The organism is Streptomyces sp. NPDC050504, from assembly GCF_044458065.1.
Lineage (GTDB): Bacteria > Actinomycetota > Actinomycetes > Streptomycetales > Streptomycetaceae > Streptomyces.
This window is the reverse complement of record NZ_JBITHO010000008.1, coordinates 307,443-324,253: the sequence shown is the minus strand read 5'-3', so window position 1 is coordinate 324,253 and position 16,811 is coordinate 307,443. Positions and strand designations below refer to the sequence as shown.

Annotated in this window: 9 protein-coding genes and 2 pseudogenes; 4 read left to right on the top strand and 7 right to left on the bottom strand. The window is 73.6% G+C overall.

All coding sequences use genetic code 11. The features are described from left to right. The first annotated feature begins 43 nt into the window (after positions 1 to 43). Entirely contained in the window at positions 44 to 1,225 is a 1,182-nt protein-coding gene (gene lgt, locus ACIBNE_RS29585) for a prolipoprotein diacylglyceryl transferase (protein WP_399276855.1), read from the top strand. 70 nt (positions 1,226 to 1,295) lie between these two features. On the opposite strand, the gene ACIBNE_RS29580 is transcribed toward lgt, so the two are convergent. The 7 genes and pseudogenes from ACIBNE_RS29580 to ACIBNE_RS29550 form a co-directional block, all read right to left on the bottom strand. Then, positions 1,296 to 2,117, bottom strand: a complete 822-nt coding sequence (locus ACIBNE_RS29580) for an HpcH/HpaI aldolase/citrate lyase family protein (RefSeq protein WP_399276853.1) — start codon at positions 2,115 to 2,117, stop codon at positions 1,296 to 1,298. 11 nt (positions 2,118 to 2,128) lie between these two features. Further along, the gene (locus ACIBNE_RS29575) at positions 2,129 to 3,421 is read right to left on the bottom strand and encodes a CaiB/BaiF CoA transferase family protein (protein WP_399276851.1); all 1,293 of its coding nucleotides are present in this window, start codon (positions 3,419 to 3,421) and stop codon (positions 2,129 to 2,131) included. Next, positions 3,418 to 4,305, bottom strand: a complete 888-nt coding sequence (rbsK, locus tag ACIBNE_RS29570; protein ID WP_399276849.1) for a ribokinase — start codon at positions 4,303 to 4,305, stop codon at positions 3,418 to 3,420. The genes ACIBNE_RS29575 and rbsK overlap by 4 nt, the downstream gene beginning before the upstream one ends. After that, a complete protein-coding gene (locus ACIBNE_RS29565) occupies positions 4,302 to 5,750 on the bottom strand; it encodes an ADP-ribosylglycohydrolase family protein (protein ID WP_399276847.1) in 1,449 nt (482 codons plus the stop codon). The genes rbsK and ACIBNE_RS29565 overlap by 4 nt, the downstream gene beginning before the upstream one ends. Then, entirely contained in the window at positions 5,747 to 6,952 is a 1,206-nt protein-coding gene (locus ACIBNE_RS29560) for an ADP-ribosylglycohydrolase family protein (protein WP_399276845.1), read from the bottom strand. The genes ACIBNE_RS29565 and ACIBNE_RS29560 overlap by 4 nt, the downstream gene beginning before the upstream one ends. Then, positions 6,858 to 8,235: pseudogene (locus tag ACIBNE_RS29555) on the bottom strand (ADP-ribosylglycohydrolase family protein); the annotation flags it as partial. The pseudogene ACIBNE_RS29555 and the gene ACIBNE_RS29560, both read right to left, overlap by 95 nt. Positions 8,236 to 8,343: 108 nt before the next feature. Continuing rightward, positions 8,344 to 9,324, bottom strand: a pseudogene (locus tag ACIBNE_RS29550) (ADP-ribosylglycohydrolase family protein); the annotation flags it as partial. A gap of 191 nt (positions 9,325 to 9,515) precedes the next feature. On the opposite strand from ACIBNE_RS29550, the gene ACIBNE_RS29545 reads away from it, so the two are divergent. The 3 genes from ACIBNE_RS29545 (at position 9,516) to ACIBNE_RS29535 (ending at position 16,736) form a co-directional block, all read left to right on the top strand. Then, on the top strand, positions 9,516 to 10,244 hold the full coding sequence (locus ACIBNE_RS29545; protein ID WP_399276843.1) for a VIT1/CCC1 transporter family protein: 729 nt from the start codon (positions 9,516 to 9,518) through the stop codon (positions 10,242 to 10,244). Between the two features lie 479 nt (positions 10,245 to 10,723). Beyond that, entirely contained in the window at positions 10,724 to 15,283 is a 4,560-nt protein-coding gene (gene gltB, locus ACIBNE_RS29540) for a glutamate synthase large subunit (protein ID WP_399276841.1), read from the top strand. After that, on the top strand, positions 15,276 to 16,736 hold the full coding sequence (locus ACIBNE_RS29535; RefSeq protein ID WP_399276839.1) for a glutamate synthase subunit beta: 1,461 nt from the start codon (positions 15,276 to 15,278) through the stop codon (positions 16,734 to 16,736). The genes gltB and ACIBNE_RS29535 overlap by 8 nt, the downstream gene beginning before the upstream one ends. The last annotated feature ends 75 nt before the right edge of the window (positions 16,737 to 16,811 follow it).

Sequence of the window (16,811 nt, the reverse complement as noted above, 5' to 3'; positions counted from 1 at the left end):
GGTTGCGCCGCGTCCCGCCCGGCACGGTAGCGTCGGACCTGCCATGGAATTTGCCTACATCCCCAGTCCGTCGACCGGAGTCATCCACCTAGGACCGATTCCGCTGCGCGGCTACGCCTTCTGCATCATCATCGGTGTCTTCGTCGCCGTCTGGTACGGCAACAAGCGCTGGGTCGCCCGCGGCGGGACGTCGGGCACGGTCGCGGACGTCGCCGTCTGGGCCGTGCCCTTCGGTCTCGTCGGCGGTCGGCTCTACCACGTCATCACCGACTACCAGCTGTACTTCAGCGACGGTGAGGAGTGGACCGACGCCTTCAAGATCTGGGAGGGCGGCCTCGGCATCTGGGGCGCCATCGCGGTCGGCGCGCTCGGTGCCTGGCTCGGCTGTCGCCGCCCCGGAGCGCCGCTGCCCCAGTGGGCGCGGATCGCCAGCGGGGCCGGTGCGCTGGTGTTCGCCGCGTGGGCCGCGGCGAAGTTCGCGGACGTGTCGGTGCCGTCCTGGACCGTCTGGATCGGCCTCGCCGGCCTCGCGGTGACGGCCGCGGCCGGCGTCTGGGCGTGCGCGCGGCGCCGTCCCGGGATCCCGCTGCCCGCCTGGGCCGACGCGCTCGCCCCCGGCATCGCGCTGGCACAGGCCATCGGCCGCTGGGGCAACTGGTTCAACCAGGAGCTGTACGGCAAGGAGACCGACCTGCCGTGGGCGCTGAAGATCTCGGCGGGTGACGGCCGCGAAGAGGGCCTCTACCACCCGACGTTCCTCTACGAGTCGCTCTGGTGCGTCGGCGTCGCGGTGCTGGTCGTCTGGGCGGACCGGCGCTTCAAGCTGGGGCACGGCCGGGCGTTCGCGCTGTACGTCGCGGCGTACTGCGTGGGCCGCGGCTGGATCGAGTACATGCGCGTGGACGAGGCGCACCACGTGCTCGGCCTGCGGCTGAACGTCTGGACGTCGTTCGTCGTCTTCGCGCTGGCCGTGGTCTACATGCTGCTGTCGGCGATGCTGCGGCCGGGCCGCGAGGAGATCGTGGAGCCCGGCGAGGGCGGCGAGGGCGGCGCGAAGGAGTCCGCCGACTCCGCCGACTCCGCCCGGTCCGGCTCCGGGGCGAAGACGAGCCTGGTGAAGGACGGGTCCGGGGCGGACGAGAAGGCGGAGGACGGCCCGAGCGACAGCGCGAACGCGAGCGAGAACGAGAACGAGAACGCGAGCGAGTCGGCCGGGAAGGCCTGAGGCCTGACGTTCGTACGGAAGGGGCCGCCGAACCCGATGGGTTCGGCGGCCCCTTCCGCGTTCCGCGGGCCTATGAGGAAGCCTGGCGGTCGCGCTCGGCGAGCGCGAGGGTACGGCGCGCCGACGCGACGATCGCCGCGTCCACGAACCGCCCGTCCGCGAGCGCCAGCGCCCCCTCGTCGGCGGCCGCGGCCAGCAGGACCTCCTCCGCGGTCTCGACCTCCCGGGGCGTCGGCAGATAGGCCCGCTCGATCACCGGGAGCTGGCGCGGATGGATCGCGGCCCGGCCCAGGAAGCCCAGGTCACGGCCGTGGGAGCAGGACGCGGCGAGCCCGTCCAGGTCGCGGACGTCGGGGAAGACCGACTGGGCGGGCGGCGGCAGCCCGGCGGCGCGGGCGGCCACGACGATCCGGCCGCGCGCCCAGTCGAGGCCGCTGTCGACGCGCACCCCGAGGTCGGCGCGCAGGTCGGCCTCGCCGACGGCCAGGCCGTGGACGGCGGTGTGGGCCGCTGCGATGGCGTGGGCGTGCTCGACCGCCTGCGCGGATTCCAGGAGCGGGAACAGCGGGACGCCGGGCGCCGCCGCCACGGCCCGGTGGATGTCAGTGGCGTGTGTCACCTTGGGAACACGCAGAGCACCGAGGCCGGGCAGGGCGGCCAGGGCCTCGACGTGCTCGGCGCCGTGCCGGTTGTCGATCCGTACGTGTACGGGAAGGGGGTGGTCGGCCGTGCCGAGCAGTTCGACGGTCGCGTCGAGGGCGTACGCCTTGCGGTCGGGGGCGACGGCGTCCTCCAGGTCGACGATGACCACGTCGGCCTCGGACGCCAGGGCCTTGGCGACCCGCTCCGGGCGGTCGCCCGGGACGTACAGCCAGGTGAGGGGGGAGTCCATGAGGGGGGAGCTCATACGGACCCCGAGGCGCGCAGCGCGGTGATCTCGGGGGCGGAGAGGCCCAGCTCGGCGAGGACGGCGTCGGTGTCGGCGCCGTGCGGGCGGCCCGCCCAGCGGATGGCGCCGGGCGTCTCGGAGAGCCGGAAGAGGACGTTCTGCATGCGCAGGGTGCCCAGCTCCGGATCGGAGACCTCGGTGACGGTGTCCAGGGCCCGGTACTGCGGGTCGTCGAGCACGTCGCGGACGTCGTAGACCGGGGCGATCGCGGCCTCGGCCTTCTCGAACGCGGCCATCGCCTCGTCGCGGGTGCGGCGGGCGATCCAGCCGCCGACGGCCTCGTCCAGCACGTCGGCGTGCTCGGCGCGCCCCGAACCGGTGGCGAACCAGGGCTCCTCGACCAGCTCGGGGCGGCCGACCAGGTGCATCACCCGGGTCGCGACGGACTGGGCCGAGGTGGAGACGGCGAGCCAGGAGCCGTCGGCGGTGCGGTAGGTGTTGCGGGGGGCGTTGTTGCGGGAGCGGTTGCCGGTGCGGGGCTGGACGTAGCCGAGCTGGTCGTACCAGAGGGGGTGGGGGCCCAGGACCGTGAGGATCGGCTCGATGATCGCCATGTCGACGACCTGCCCCCGGCCGGTGGCGGTCCTGGCGGTGAGCGCGGTCATCACCGCGTAGGCGGTGGCGAGCGCGGCGATGGAGTCGGCGAGCCCGAAAGGGGGGAGCGTGGGCGGGCCTTCGGGTTCGCCGGTGATGGCGGCGAACCCGCTCATGGCCTCGGCGAGGGTGCCGAAGCCGGGGCGGTGGGCGTACGGGCCGAACTGGCCGAAGCCGGTGACGCGGGCGAGGACGAGCCGGGGGTTGGCGGCGGACAGCTCGGCGGGGCCCAGGCCCCAGCGCTCCAGGGTGCCGGGGCGGAAGTTCTCGACGACCACGTCGGCGGTGGCGGCGAGCTTCAGGAGGGTGTCGCGGCCGCCGGGGGAGGACAGGTCGAGGGTGAGGGTGCGCTTGTTGCGGCCGAGCAGCTTCCACCAGAGGCCGACGCCGTCCTTGGCGGGGCCGTGGCCCCGGGAGGGGTCGGGCTTGCGGGGGTGCTCGACCTTGATGACGTCGGCGCCGAAGTCGCCGAGCATCGTCGCCGCGAGGGGGCCGGCGAAGAGGGTGGCGAGGTCGAGGACGCGCAGGCCGGAGAGGGGCGCGGGCGGGGGAGCGGGGAGCGCGGTGCGTTCGGGGGCGGCCAGGGTCGGTTCGGGGGTGGCCCGGTCCGTTTCTGGGGCGGCCCGGTGCGGTTCTGGGGTGGCCTGGTTCATGAGGCGGCTTCGATCTCCTGGCGGTAGGGCATGGAGGCGGCCGCGCCCGGCTTCTGGACGCAGAGCGCCGCGGCGGTGGAGGCCCAGGCCAGGGCCTCGGTGACGGGGCGGCCCTCGCCGACGGCCACGGCGAGGGTGCCGACGAAGGTGTCGCCCGCGCCCGTGGTGTCCACGGCGGTGACCTTGGGCGCGGGGACGGTGAGCGGGGGCGTGGTGCGGGACGCGTGGAGGCTGCCCGCGGCGCCGAGGGTGATCACGACCTCGGGGACCAGGCGGAGCAGTTCATCGGCCGCCGCGCGCGGGTCGGCGTGGCCGGTGAGCGCCTCGGCCTCGTGCTGGTTGGGGACCAACAGATCTACGCAGGAGAGGAGTTCGGGCGGCAGGGGACGCACGGGAGAGGGCGTGAGGACGGTGCGCACGCCGTGGGCGCGGGCCGCCGCCGCGCCCGCGACGACGACGGAGAGGGGGAGTTCGAGCTGGAGGAGGAGGGTGTCGGCCGCCGCGATGGCGGTGTCCTCGCCCGGACCGAGCGCGGTGAGCGTGCCGTTCGCGCCGGGGATCACCACGATCGCGTTGTCGCCCGCGTCGTCGACGACGATGTGCGCGGTCCCCGACGGGCCCTCGGTGGTGTGGAGCAGATCGGTCTCCACGCCCGCCGATTCCAGCGCGGCGCGGAGCCGGGGGCCGAAGACGTCGGTGCCGACCGCGCCGATCATGACGACGTCGCCCCCGGCGCGGGCCGCGGCGACGGCCTGGTTGGCGCCCTTGCCGCCGGGGGTCGTGCGGAACTCCCGCCCGGTGACGGTCTCGCCGCGCTCCGGGGCGCGGGGGACGTAGGCGACGAGGTCCATGTTGGTGCTGCCGAGCACCACGATGTTGGTCATGGGCGGGTGGCCTCCCTGTGGGTGAGTTCGGCGAGGGTGTCGAACCCGACGCCGTCGAAGGGGGTGATGGAGGTGGACAGCCGGTTCTTGAGGGGGTCGGTCCAGCGGGCGGGGAGCCGGGCGGGGGACCCGGCGAGCAGACCGGCGATCGACCCCGCGGTCGCGCCGTTGGAGTCGGTGTCCCAACCGCCGGACACCGCGCGGCAGATGGAGCCGGTGAAGTCGCCGTCGGCGTGGGTGAGCGCGGCGGCGAGCAGGGCGGCGTTCGGCAGGACGTGCACCCAGTGGTGGTCGCGGTGGACGGAGTGGAGGTGGTCGACCGCGGCGTCGAAGTCGCGGTGGGCGCGCGCGGTCTCGATGCCGAGGCGGACCGCGCGGGCGTAGCGGGAGCGCGGGGGCACGACGCGCAGGGCCGTGCGCAGGCACTCGTGGACGTCGGGGGTGCCGGAGCCCGTGCCGGTGCCGGGTGCGGCGGCGGCGATGGCGGCGGCCGTGAACATCGCGCCGTACACGCCGTTCGCGGTGTGCGTCAGGACCGCGTCCCGGTGGGCCTGTTCGGCGGCGGCCCCGGGGTCGCCGGGGTTGGTCCAGCCGTGCACGTCGGCGCGGATCGCGGCGCCGATCCATTCGCGGAACGGGTTGTGGTGGGTGGCGGTGAGCGGGGGCTCGATGCCGGAGAGGAGGTTGCGGTAGGCGATGCGCTCGGCGGTGAAGGCGCGGCCTGCGGGGAGTTCGGCGAGCCAGAGGTCGGCGAGGTCCGCGGTGGTGAAGGCGCGGCCGTGGCGTTGGAGCAGGAGCAGGCCGAGGAGCGGGTGGTTGAGGTCGTCGTCCTCGGGCATGCCGTCGATGTTCTCGGCGAGCGAGGTCGCGGCGGAACGGCGGTTCCAGGGGTGCGCGGAAAGGAGGTCGCCGGGGACGCCCCGGGCGGTGAACCAGGTGTTCAGGGGCCAGTTGCCGGTGGCGCGGGCGAGGGCCCGGATGGCGTGGAGCGGAAGCTTCTCCACGGGCTTGCCGAGGAGGCAGCCGGCGGCCCGGCCCAGCCAGGAGGCGTGCAGGGCGGGGAGCGAGGCTGCGCCGGGGGAGGCCGCGCCGGGGGAGGCGGCGGCCGGGGGTGCGGTGACGGGGGGCGTGGCGCCGGGGGAGGTCGTCGGCGGCTCGGGCCAGGACGGGCACAGGGCCTTGACCGCCGCGAGGTCCGTGGGCTCGTCGGGGGCCAACGGGCTCGGCAGGAGGGCGAGTTCGTCCAGCAGGCGCAGCGCGAGCGCGCGGAGCTCCGGGGACGCGGGACGCGGGGAGGCGCCCGCTGCCGGGGGCGCTTCGCGGCCGCCCGCCGCCCGCCAGCGCGCGCGGACCGCCGACGCGTCGCGCCCGTCCTCGGCGGCCTGCCGCAGCTCGTGGCCGAGCAGGTCCTCGGGCTGCACCCAGGTGACGCGCAGCGGCTTCACCGGGGGTCCGCGGCGAGCGTGCGGAAGGCCGCCTCGTGCGCGCGGCGCCGCTCGGTGTCCCGTACGAACACCTCCCGGGCGACCTCGGCCAGCGTCCGTGCCGGGGCGTGCAGGTCCAGCCTGCTGGCCTCCGCGACCGTCTTGGACCATGCGGCGGGCACGGCCGACTCGCCGTGCAGCGCCCCGGCGATCGCCCCCGCCATGGTGGCGATGGAGTCGCAGTCGCGGCCGTAGTTGACCGAGCCGAGCACGGCGTGGCGGAAGTCGCCGCGCGCCACGAGCAGCATGCCCAGCGCGACGGGCAGCTCCTCGATCGCGTGGAGGCGGGAGGGGCGGCGGGCGGCCAGGGAGGGGGAGCGGTAGTCGGGGCCGACCGTGTCGAAGGGGGCGACGGCGGCGCGCAGCGGGGCGAGCGCCGACTCGAAGTCCGTGTACCGGGCGGCCGTTTCGGCGACCGCCTCGATCGCGGCGCGCGTGCCGTCCTTGGCGAGGCCGAGCGCGGCGTCGACCACGGACGAGGGCGTCGCGCCCGGGACGCAGGCGGCCGCCACCGCCGCCGCGAAGACGCCCGCCGCCTCGCGGCCGTACGAGGACTGGTGGGGCGCCGCGACGTCCAGCGCCTCGGCGTAGGCGGCGGCCGGGGCCGCCGCGTTGACCAGGCCGACCGGCGCCATGTACATCGCGGCGCCGCAGTTGACGATGTTGCCGCTGCCCGCCTCGCGCGGGTCGACGTGGCCGTAGTGCACCCGGGCGACCAGCCACTTCTCGGCGAGGAAGATCCGCTGGAGCGGCAGGGCCTCGGCCTCCAGCTCGGGGATCCAGCGGGGGGTGGCGATCAGGTCGGGGACCAGGTGGTCGGCGACCGCGTACGCGTCGAGGTGGTCGCGCACGGTGGCGTACACCCTGATCAGGGCGTGCGTCATGAGGGTGTCGTCGGTGACGTGGCCGTCGCCCTTGTGGTACGGCGCGATGGGGCGGGCGGTGCGCCAGTCGTCGCCGTACCAGGGGCCGACGACGCCGTTGATCCGGCCGCCGTGGCGCTCGGTGATCTGCTCGGGCGTCCAGCCCTCAACGGGGCCGCCGAGCGCGTCCCCGACGGCGGCGCCGACGAGGCTGCCGGTGATGCGGTCGTCGAGGGTCGCGCAGGGCGCGGCGGCCGTGTCGGCCGAGGCGGTCGGGTCGGGTGCGGAGGTAGGCGTCATGTCGGAATTGTCTCTCCGGTAAGGGGCGTTGCGTGGGTCAGGAGCTCGGCGAGTTCGACGAGATCGGTGCCCGCGAGGCGGGGGAGCGCGCAGCCCGCGAGCGTCCGGCAGGCGTCGCGCCAGGTGCCGGGGATCGCGGCGGTGCCGCCGAGCGCGCCGGTCAGCGCGCCCGCCAGCGCGGGGGCCGAGTCGGCGACCCGGGACAGGCACGCGGCGGCGGGCACGGCCTGGGTGACGTCGCCGCGCGCCGCGGTGGCCAGCGCGAGGGCGACCGGGACGGTCTCGGCCGCGGCGATGCCGTAGCTGTAGACGTGGTCCACGATCTGGTGCTCCAGCGTGGGCACGAGGGCGAACGCGCCGTCGGGGAGCGCGGCGCGGGCGAGCTTCACGGCGTGGGCGGTGTTGCGGCCGATCTCGGTGGCGCCGGGGAGCTGGGCGAGCGCGGCGTCCACCGCGTCGTCGACGGGCGCGCCGCCGAGCGCCGCCGCGACGGCCGCCGCCATGGCGCGGGCGCCGTGCACCCCGTCGCCGTCCTGGGTGTACCGGGCGTCGAACTCGGCGAGTTCGGCGGCGGCTTCGGGGTCGCCCGGGTGGGCGGTGGCGAGGACGACGGCGCGTACGCAGGCGGCGTCGTCGAAGTAGTGCGGGTTGTCGTGGCCGGTGGCGGGCGGGCGCAGGCCCGCGGCGAGGTTGCCGAGACCGGCGCGCACCGAGATGCGGGCGCGCAGCGGGATGACCGCGGACTCCACCTCGGGCGCGCGGTCGGCGGCCGCTGCGACCTCGGCGGCCAGCGCGTTCCAGGCGCGGGCCAGGGCGGCGGTCAGCGGGGTGCCGGTCCTGGCGGCGGTCAGGACCGTGTGGGCGGTGAACGCCGCCCACTCCGCGTCGTCGGCGGGGCCGAGGCGCAGCGGCTCGGGGGGCTGGTTGAGGGCGATCGGCACGGGGAGGGTGGTGGTGGCGTTCTGCTCCGCGAAGGTGTCGAGTTCGCGGGTGAGGCGGCGGGTCCACTCGGGCATGCGGGCGGCGCGGTGCCGCGCGGCGGGCCAGCCGGCGGCGTCGCCCGACGCGAGGCCCAGGAGGAGGGCCTCGACGGCGCCCGCCCGTCGCACGGCACTCGGCGACGGGCCGGCCGTCCGGTCCCCGCGGGTCGGCAGGAGCGGTGCGGTGCGGAGTCCCGCGGTACGGATCCCGGGGGCGGTGCGCTCCGCGGGGGCGGCGCACTCGGGGCTGGAGGCGGCCGCTCCGGCCGTTCCGGCTGTTCCGGTCGTTCCTGTCGTGCTGATTGCCCCGGCAGGTCCGGTCGTGCCGATTGCCCCGGCAGGCCCGGTCGTTACGGCCGTCCCGGTCGGGAGGGTGCCCGGCTCCCCCGGGAGCGGGCTCGGCGGGGGCTCGTCCTCCGGGGTCAGGAGGTCCGCGATCTCCAGCACGTGGTGCCCCCGCATCTCCGGCAGGCAGCTGCCCCGTACCGGACCGATCGCGGTCGACCACTCCCGGGGGATCGCGCCCGCCCCCGCGGCCGCGCCCGCCAGCGCCCCCGCCACCGCCGCCGTGGTGTCCGCGTCGCGGCCCATGTTGACCGCGGTCAGCACCGACGTACGGAAGTCCGCGCGGGCCGCGGCGAACGCGCCGAACGCCAGGCCGACCGCCTCGGGGGCCAGGTCCGTCCACGGGTAGCCGCCGATGACGACCGCCGAGCGGACCGCGCGCTCGCCGCCGTGCGCGGCCGCGACCGCGCGCCGCAGCGAGCGCGCGGTCCAGGAGTCCATCGGGATGACGGAGAGCGCGGCGGCGATCACCGACGCCACCCCCGCGCCCGTCATCGCCGCGGCCACCCCCGCAGCCACCGCCTGGCCGCCGTAGATGCCCTCGCCGTCGTGGCTCACGCTGCCGTCGATCGCGACGAGCCGCGCCGCCTCGGCCGGGCGGCCCGCGGCGAAGACGCCGAACGGGGCCGCCCGCATGGCGAGTCCGTCGCTCCAGGCGTGCCGGTGCTGCGCCGAGATGGGCGCGGCCAGCCCTCTGCGCAGGTTCTCCAGCGTGCCGCGTTCGCTGAACCCCGCGCCCTTGAACGGGCCTTCGTCGAGATCGGCGATCCAGTGGTGCCAGGCGCGCTCGACGTGCGCGACGGTCAGTGCCGAACCGTGCCGCGCCAGCAGGAGGCCCGAGAAGATGGCGTACTCCGTGTCGTCGGTGCCCGCCGGGTCGTCGCTGACGAAACCCTCGATACGGCCCCACCGGCGGCGGATCTCGGACGGGCGCATGTTCTCGGCGGGCGCGCCCAGCGCGTCCCCCACCGCAAGGCCGAGCAGCGCGCCCCTCGCACGGTCGAGTACGGAGACCGGCTGGAGCGCGTCACGGGCAATCAGATCCATGGCTGGATCTCTGTCACACCAGGCGCCCGCAGCGCGCGCGAAACGCCGACGTCACCCGGTCGAGGCGGGTGAACTACCGCTACTTAGTAAGGCCTTGCTTGCTGGCGCGCCCCTTACATCGAGCGTAGATTCGAGTCAGCGAGAGGGGGGCGGGTCCGTCTGAACCCGCTGCGATTTCCAAGGGGAGAAGCATGTCCATCATCGAAACCGAGGCCACGCTCCACGAGGCCCACCGGGACAACCACACGCACCGCGACGTCAACGGCGGCTGGCTGCGCCCCGCCGTCTTCGGCGCGATGGACGGCCTCGTCTCCAACCTGGCGCTGATGACCGGCGTCGCGGGCGGCGCGGTCTCGCAGCAGACCATCGTCATCACGGGACTCGCCGGACTCGCGGCGGGCGCGTTCTCCATGGCCGCGGGCGAATACACCTCCGTCGCCTCGCAGCGCGAGCTGGTCGAGGCCGAACTGGACATCGAGCGCCGGGAGTTGTGCAAGCACCCGATCGACGAGATGGAGGAGCTGGCCGCGCTGTACGTGGCGCGCGGCGTCGAGCCCGCGCTCGCCCGCGAGGTCGCGATGCAGCTCTCCAGGGACCCCGAGCAGGCGCTGGAGATCCACGCCCGCGAGGAGCTGGGGATCGACCCGGACGACCTGCCGTCGCCGATGGTCGCCGCGGTCTCGTCCTTCGGGGCCTTCGCGCTCGGCGCGCTGCTGCCCGTACTGCCCTATCTGCTGGGCGCGACGGCGCTGTGGCCCGCCGTGCTGCTGGCCCTCGTCGGGCTCTTCGCGTGCGGCGCGGTGGTTTCGAAGGTGACCGCGCGCAGCTGGTGGTACAGCGGTCTGCGGCAGCTCGCCCTGGGTGGTGCGGCGGCGGCCCTGACGTACGGGATTGGCACGCTGATCGGCGCCGCGGTCTAGCGGCGGGCCGGGCCCCGGCCCGGCCGTATACGGCTGCAAGCGCTGAATACGGCTGCAAGCACTGAATGCGGCTGCAAGCGCTGAGGCGCATGTGAATGCTGGGACGAAAGTGAGCGGTGGGACGGGGGAGCGGCCCCTGTCCCACCGCTTCCGTGTGACGTAAGTCCCTCCCCGAGGCGGCCGACTCGATGAGACACTATGCAGCGGAGCACATAAGTAGTCGTTTCCTGTCGGTTTCGCGACCTCGACCGTTGGGCATGAGCCGTAAGCGCTGTGGGCAACGAAGCCTGCTCGCCCGGTCCTGACGGACAGCGATCTGTCCGTCCGAGCCCCTTCCGCCGCCATGAGCGGTGTCCGCATGTTGGAATGAGCTATCCGCTTTCCGAGAAGCACTCCATCATGTAACCTGCACGAAATTTCGCCAGGGCCAACGTCGTCCCTCGGTATCAGCACATGCCACGACGACGACGGGAGAGCCGATGCGTACCCACGCCTGGTCGCCCATGGAGGGTCGCCCCGCCCCGCAGGGCCTGTACGACCCCCGTAACGAACACGACGCCTGCGGTGTCGGGTTCGTGGCCACTCTGACCGGTGTGGCCAGCCATGAGCTGGTCGAGCAGGCGCTGACGGTACTGCGCAACCTCGAACACCGCGGCGCCACCGGCTCCGAGCCCGACTCGGGCGACGGCGCCGGAATCCTGCTCCAGGTGCCCGACGCGTTCCTCCGCGAGGTGGCCGGATTCGAGCTGCCCGCAGCCGGTTCGTACGCCGTCGGCATCGCCTTCCTGCCCGCCGGGGACAGCGGCGAGGCCGTCTCACGGATCGAGACGATCGCGGCCGACGAGGGCGTCACCGTCCTCGGCTGGCGCGACGTCCCCGTCACCCCCGACCTGCTCGGCAACGGCGCCCGCGCCACCATGCCCGCCTTCCGGCAGCTGTTCGTCGCCGCCGAAGGCAGCGAGGGCATCGCCCTGGACCGCAAGGCGTTCGTCGTCCGCAAGCGCGCCGAGCGCGAGGCCGGGGTCTACTTCCCCTCGCTGTCCGCGCGCACCATCGTCTACAAGGGCATGCTGACCACCGGCCAGCTCGAACCCTTCTTCCCCGACCTCTCCGACCGGCGCTTCGCGACCGCCGTGGCCCTCGTCCACTCGCGGTTCTCCACGAACACCTTCCCGAGCTGGCCGCTCGCCCACCCGTACCGCTTCGTCGCCCACAACGGCGAGATCAACACGGTCAAGGGCAACAGGAACTGGATGCGGGCCCGCGAGTCCCAGCTCGCCAGCGACCTCTTCGGCGCCGAGAAGCTGGAGCGGATCTTCCCCGTCTGTACGCCGGACGCCTCCGACTCCGCCTCCTTCGACGAGGTCCTGGAACTGCTCCACCTCGGCGGGCGCTCGCTGCCGCACTCCGTGCTGATGATGGTCCCCGAGGCGTGGGAGAACCACGCCTCCATGGACCCGGCCAGGCGCGCCTTCTACCAGTACCACTCCACGATGATGGAGCCCTGGGACGGCCCCGCCTGCGTCACCTTCACCGACGGCGTCCAGGTCGGCGCGGTCCTGGACCGCAACGGCCTGCGCCCCGGCCGCTACTGGGTCACCGACGACGGCCTCGTCGTCCTCTCCTCCGAGGTCGGCGTCCTCGACATCGACCCCGCCAAGGTCGTCCGCAAGGGCCGCCTCCAGCCCGGCCGGATGTTCCTCGTCGACACCGCCGAGCACCGCATCATCGAGGACGACGAGATCAAGGCCGCCCTCGCCGCCGAGAACCCGTACCAGGAGTGGCTGGAGACCGGCGAGATCGAGCTGGAGGACCTGCCCGAGCGCGAGCACATCGTGCACACGCACGCCTCGGTCACCCGCCGCCAGCAGACCTTCGGCTACACCGAGGAAGAACTGCGCGTCATCCTCGCCCCGATGGCCCGCACCGGCACCGAGCCGATCGGCTCCATGGGCACCGACTCGCCGATCGCCGCGCTCTCCGAGCGCCCCCGGCTGCTCTTCGACTACTTCACCCAGCTCTTCGCGCAGGTCACCAACCCGCCGCTGGACGCCATCCGCGAGGAGCTCGTCACCTCGCTGGTCTCCTCGCTCGGCCCGCAGGGCAACCTCCTGGACCCGACGGCCGCGTCCTGCCGCTCGGTGACCCTGCCCTTCCCGGTCATCGACAACGACGAGCTGGCCAAGCTCATCCACATCAACGCCGACGGCGACATGCCCGGCATGAAGGCCGCCACGCTCTCCGGCCTCTACCGCGTCAGCGGCGGCGGCGACGCGCTGGCCGCCCGCATCGAGGCCGTCTGCGCCGAGGCCGACGCCGCCATCGAGGACGGCGCCCGCCTGATCGTCCTCTCCGACCGGCACTCCGACGCCGAGCACGCGCCGATCCCCTCGCTGCTGCTCACCTCCGCCGTCCACCACCACCTCATCCGCACCAAGCAGCGCACCCAGGTGGGCCTGCTGGTCGAGGCGGGCGACGTCCGCGAGGTCCACCACGTCGCCCTGCTCATCGGCTACGGCGCCGCCGCCGTCAACCCGTACCTCGCGATGGAGTCCGTCGAGGACCTGGTCCGCGCCGGCACCTTCATCGAGGGCACCGAGCCCGAGCTGGCCATCCGCAACCTGATCTACGCGCTGGGCAAGGGCGTCCTGAAGGTCATGTCCAAGATGGGCATCTCCACCGTCGCCTCCTACCGCGGCGCGCAGGTCTTCGAGGCCGTCGGCCTGGAAGACGCCTTCGTCGAGAAGTACTTCAACGGCACCGCCACCAAGATCGGCGGCGCCGGCCTCGAGGTCGTCGCCAAGGAGGTCGCCGCCCGGCACGCCAAGGCGTACCCGGCCAGCGGCATCGCCTCCGCGCACCGCGCGCTGGAGATCGGCGGCGAGTACCAGTGGCGCCGCGAGGGCGAGCCGCACCTCTTCGACCCCGAGACGGTCTTCCGCCTCCAGCACGCCACGCGCTCCAAGCGGTACGACATCTTCAAGCAGTACACGGGCCGGGTGAACGAGCAGTCCGAGCGCCTGATGACGCTGCGCGGCCTCTTCGGCTTCACCTCCGACCGCCCCGCGATCCCCGTCGACGAGGTCGAGCCGGTCTCCGAGATCGTCAAGCGCTTCTCCACCGGCGCCATGTCCTACGGCTCCATCTCGCGCGAGGCCCACGAGACCCTCGCCGTCGCCATGAACCGGCTGGGCGGCAAGTCCAACACCGGCGAGGGCGGCGAGGACCCGGACCGCCTGTACGACCCCGAGCGCCGCTCGTCCATCAAGCAGGTCGCGTCCGGCCGCTTCGGCGTCACCAGCGAGTACCTGGTCAACGCCGACGACATCCAGATCAAGATGGCCCAGGGCGCCAAGCCCGGCGAGGGCGGCCAGCTGCCCGGCCACAAGGTGTACCCGTGGGTCGCCAAGACCCGCCACTCCACCCCGGGCGTCGGTCTCATCTCGCCGCCGCCGCACCACGATATCTACTCCATCGAGGACCTCGCCCAGCTCATCCACGACCTCAAGAACGCCAACCCGGTCGCCCGCATCCACGTGAAGCTGGTCTCCGAGGTCGGCGTCGGCACGGTCGCGGCGGGCGTCTCCAAGGCCCACGCGGACGTCGTCCTCATCTCCGGCCACGACGGCGGCACCGGCGCCTCCCCGCTCACCTCGCTGAAGCACGCGGGCGGCCCCTGGGAGCTGGGCCTCGCCGAGACCCAGCAGACCCTGCTGCTCAACGGCCTGCGCGACCGCATCGTCGTGCAGACCGACGGCCAGCTGAAGACCGGCCGCGACGTCGTCATCGCCGCCCTCCTCGGCGCCGAGGAGTTCGGTTTCGCCACCGCGCCGCTCGTCGTCTCCGGCTGCGTCATGATGCGCGTCTGCCACCTCGACACCTGCCCGGTCGGCATCGCCACGCAGAACCCGGTGCTCCGCGACCGCTTCTCCGGCAAGCCCGAATTCGTGGTGAACTTCTTCGAGTTCATCGCGCAGGAGGTCCGCGAGATCCTCGCCGAGCTGGGCTTCCGCACCATCGAGGAGGCCGTCGGCCACGCCGAACTCCTCGACACCGAGCGGGCCGTCACGCACTGGAAGGCGCAGGGCCTGGACCTGGAGCCGCTGTTCCACGTCCCCGACCTGCCCGAGGGCGCGGTGCGCCACCAGCTCGTCGCGCAGGACCACGGCCTGGAGAAGGCGCTCGACGTCCAGCTGATCAAGCTCGCCGCCGACGCGCTGCACGCCGAGAGCGCCGAGGCCGCCCAGCCGGTCCGCGCCCAGGTCGCGATCCGCAACATCAACAGGACCGTCGGCACCATGCTCGGCCACGAGGTGACGAAGCGGTTCGGCGGCGCGGGCCTGCCCGACGACACCGTCGACATCACCTTCACCGGCTCCGCGGGCCAGTCGTTCGGCGCGTTCGTGCCGCGCGGCGTGACCCTGCGCCTCGAAGGCGACGCCAACGACTACGTCGGCAAGGGCCTGTCCGGCGGCCGCGTGATCGTCCGGCCCGACCGGGGCGCCGACCACCTCGCCGAGTACTCCACCATCGCGGGCAACACCATCGCGTACGGCGCCACCGGCGGCGAGCTGTTCCTGCGCGGCCGCACCGGCGAGCGCTTCTGCGTCCGCAACTCCGGCGCGACCGTCGTCTCCGAGGGCGTGGGCGACCACGGCTGCGAGTACATGACCGGCGGCCACGCGGTCGTGCTCGGCGAGACCGGCCGCAACTTCGCGGCGGGCATGTCGGGCGGCACCGCGTACGTCATCGACCTGAACAGGGACGACGTGAACGCCGGGAACCACGGCGCGATCGAGGCCCTGACGGAGGCCGACGAGCGGTGGCTGCACGACGTCGTGCGCCGCCACCAGGAGGAGACCGGCTCCACGGTCGCCGAGAAGCTGCTCGCCGACTGGCCGGCCGCCGCACGGCGCTTCAGCAAGATCATTCCGTCCGCGTACAAGGCAGTGCTCGCCGCCAAGGAAGCCGCTGAGCTCGCCGGTCTCTCCGAGCGGGAGACCACCGAGAAGATGATGGAGGCGGCGACCAATGGCTGACCCCAAGGGCTTTTTGACCACGGAGCGCGAGGTCGCCAGGACCCGCCCGACGGGCGAGCGCGTCAAGGACTGGAACGAGGTCTACGTCCCCGGCTCCCTGCTGCCGATCATCAGCAAGCAGGCCGGGCGCTGCATGGACTGCGGCATCCCGTTCTGCCACAACGGCTGTCCCCTCGGAAACCTCATCCCCGAGTGGAACGACTACGCCTACCGCGAGGACTGGTCGGCGGCGAGCGAGCGGCTGCACGCCACCAACAACTTCCCGGAGTTCACCGGCCGCCTCTGCCCGGCGCCCTGCGAGGCCGCGTGCGTGCTGGGCATCAACCAGCCCGCCGTGACCATCAAGAACGTCGAGGTCTCGATCATCGACAAGGCGTGGGACAACGGCAGCGTCGCGCCGCAGGTCCCCGAGCGCCTCTCGGGCAAGACCGTCGCCGTGATCGGCTCGGGCCCCGCGGGCCTGGCCGCCGCCCAGCAGCTCACCCGGGCCGGCCACACGGTCGTGGTGTACGAGCGCGCCGACCGCATCGGCGGGCTGCTGCGCTACGGCATCCCCGAGTTCAAGATGGAGAAGCGGCACATCAACCGCCGCATCGAGCAGATGCGCGCGGAGGGCACGAAGTTCCGTACGGGCATCGAGATCGGCCGCGACCTGTCCTCGACGGACCTGCGCAAGCGGTTCGACGCGGTCGTCATCGCGGCGGGCGCCACCACGGCGCGCGACCTGCCCGTCCCCGGCCGCGGGCTGAACGGCATCCACCAGGCGATGGAGTACCTGCCGCTCGCCAACAAGGTGCAGGAGGGCGACTTCGTGACGCCGCCCCTGACCGCCGAGGGCAAGCACGTCGTCGTGATCGGCGGCGGCGACACCGGCGCGGACTGCGTGGGCACCGCCCACCGCCAGGGCGCGGCCTCGGTCACCCAGCTGGAGATCATGCCGCGGCCGGGCGAGGAGCGCGCGGCCGGGCAGCCCTGGCCGACGTTCCCGATGCTCTACAAGGTCACCTCGGCCCACGAGGAGGGCGGCGAGCGGGTCTACTCCGTCTCGACCACGCACTTCGAGGGCGACGAGGACGGGAACGTGCAGTTCCTGCACCTGGTCGAGGTCGAGTTCGTCGACGGCAAGATCGTCCAGAAGGCGGGCACGGAGCGGAAGATCCCGGCGCAGCTGGTGACCCTCGCGATGGGCTTCACCGGTACGGACGTGGAGAACGGCCTCGTCTCGCAGTTCGGACTGGAACTGGACGCGCGCGGCAACATCGCGCGGGACGGCGAATTCGCGACGAACGTCGACGGTGTGTACGTGGCCGGTGACGCCGGGCGAGGCCAGTCCTTGATCGTCTGGGCCATCGCGGAGGGCCGTTCGGCAGCACGTGGTGTAGACCGGTATCTTACTGGGGCGAGCGAGCTTCCCGCCCCGATCAGGCCGACTGACCGGGCGCTGACGGTGTAGCCCCGCTCCCCGAATCGTCCCGTACAGCGTCGTACGGAACACAGACGCGGCGACCGCCCCTGTCCCCGACCGGAC

Coding starts and splice junctions, on each gene's coding strand:
- ACIBNE_RS29560 (WP_399276845.1), bottom strand. CDS start 6,952: ATGACGCCTACCTCCGCACCCGACCCGACCGCCTCGGCCGACACGGCC.
- ACIBNE_RS29575 (WP_399276851.1), bottom strand. CDS start 3,421: ATGAACCAGGCCACCCCAGAACCGCACCGGGCCGCCCCAGAAACGGAC.
- rbsK (WP_399276849.1), bottom strand. CDS start 4,305: ATGACCAACATCGTGGTGCTCGGCAGCACCAACATGGACCTCGTCGCC.
- gltB (WP_399276841.1), top strand. CDS start 10,724: ATGCGTACCCACGCCTGGTCGCCCATGGAGGGTCGCCCCGCCCCGCAG.
- lgt (WP_399276855.1), top strand. CDS start 44: ATGGAATTTGCCTACATCCCCAGTCCGTCGACCGGAGTCATCCACCTA.
- ACIBNE_RS29580 (WP_399276853.1), bottom strand. CDS start 2,117: ATGGACTCCCCCCTCACCTGGCTGTACGTCCCGGGCGACCGCCCGGAG.
- ACIBNE_RS29545 (WP_399276843.1), top strand. CDS start 9,516: ATGTCCATCATCGAAACCGAGGCCACGCTCCACGAGGCCCACCGGGAC.
- ACIBNE_RS29535 (WP_399276839.1), top strand. CDS start 15,276: ATGGCTGACCCCAAGGGCTTTTTGACCACGGAGCGCGAGGTCGCCAGG.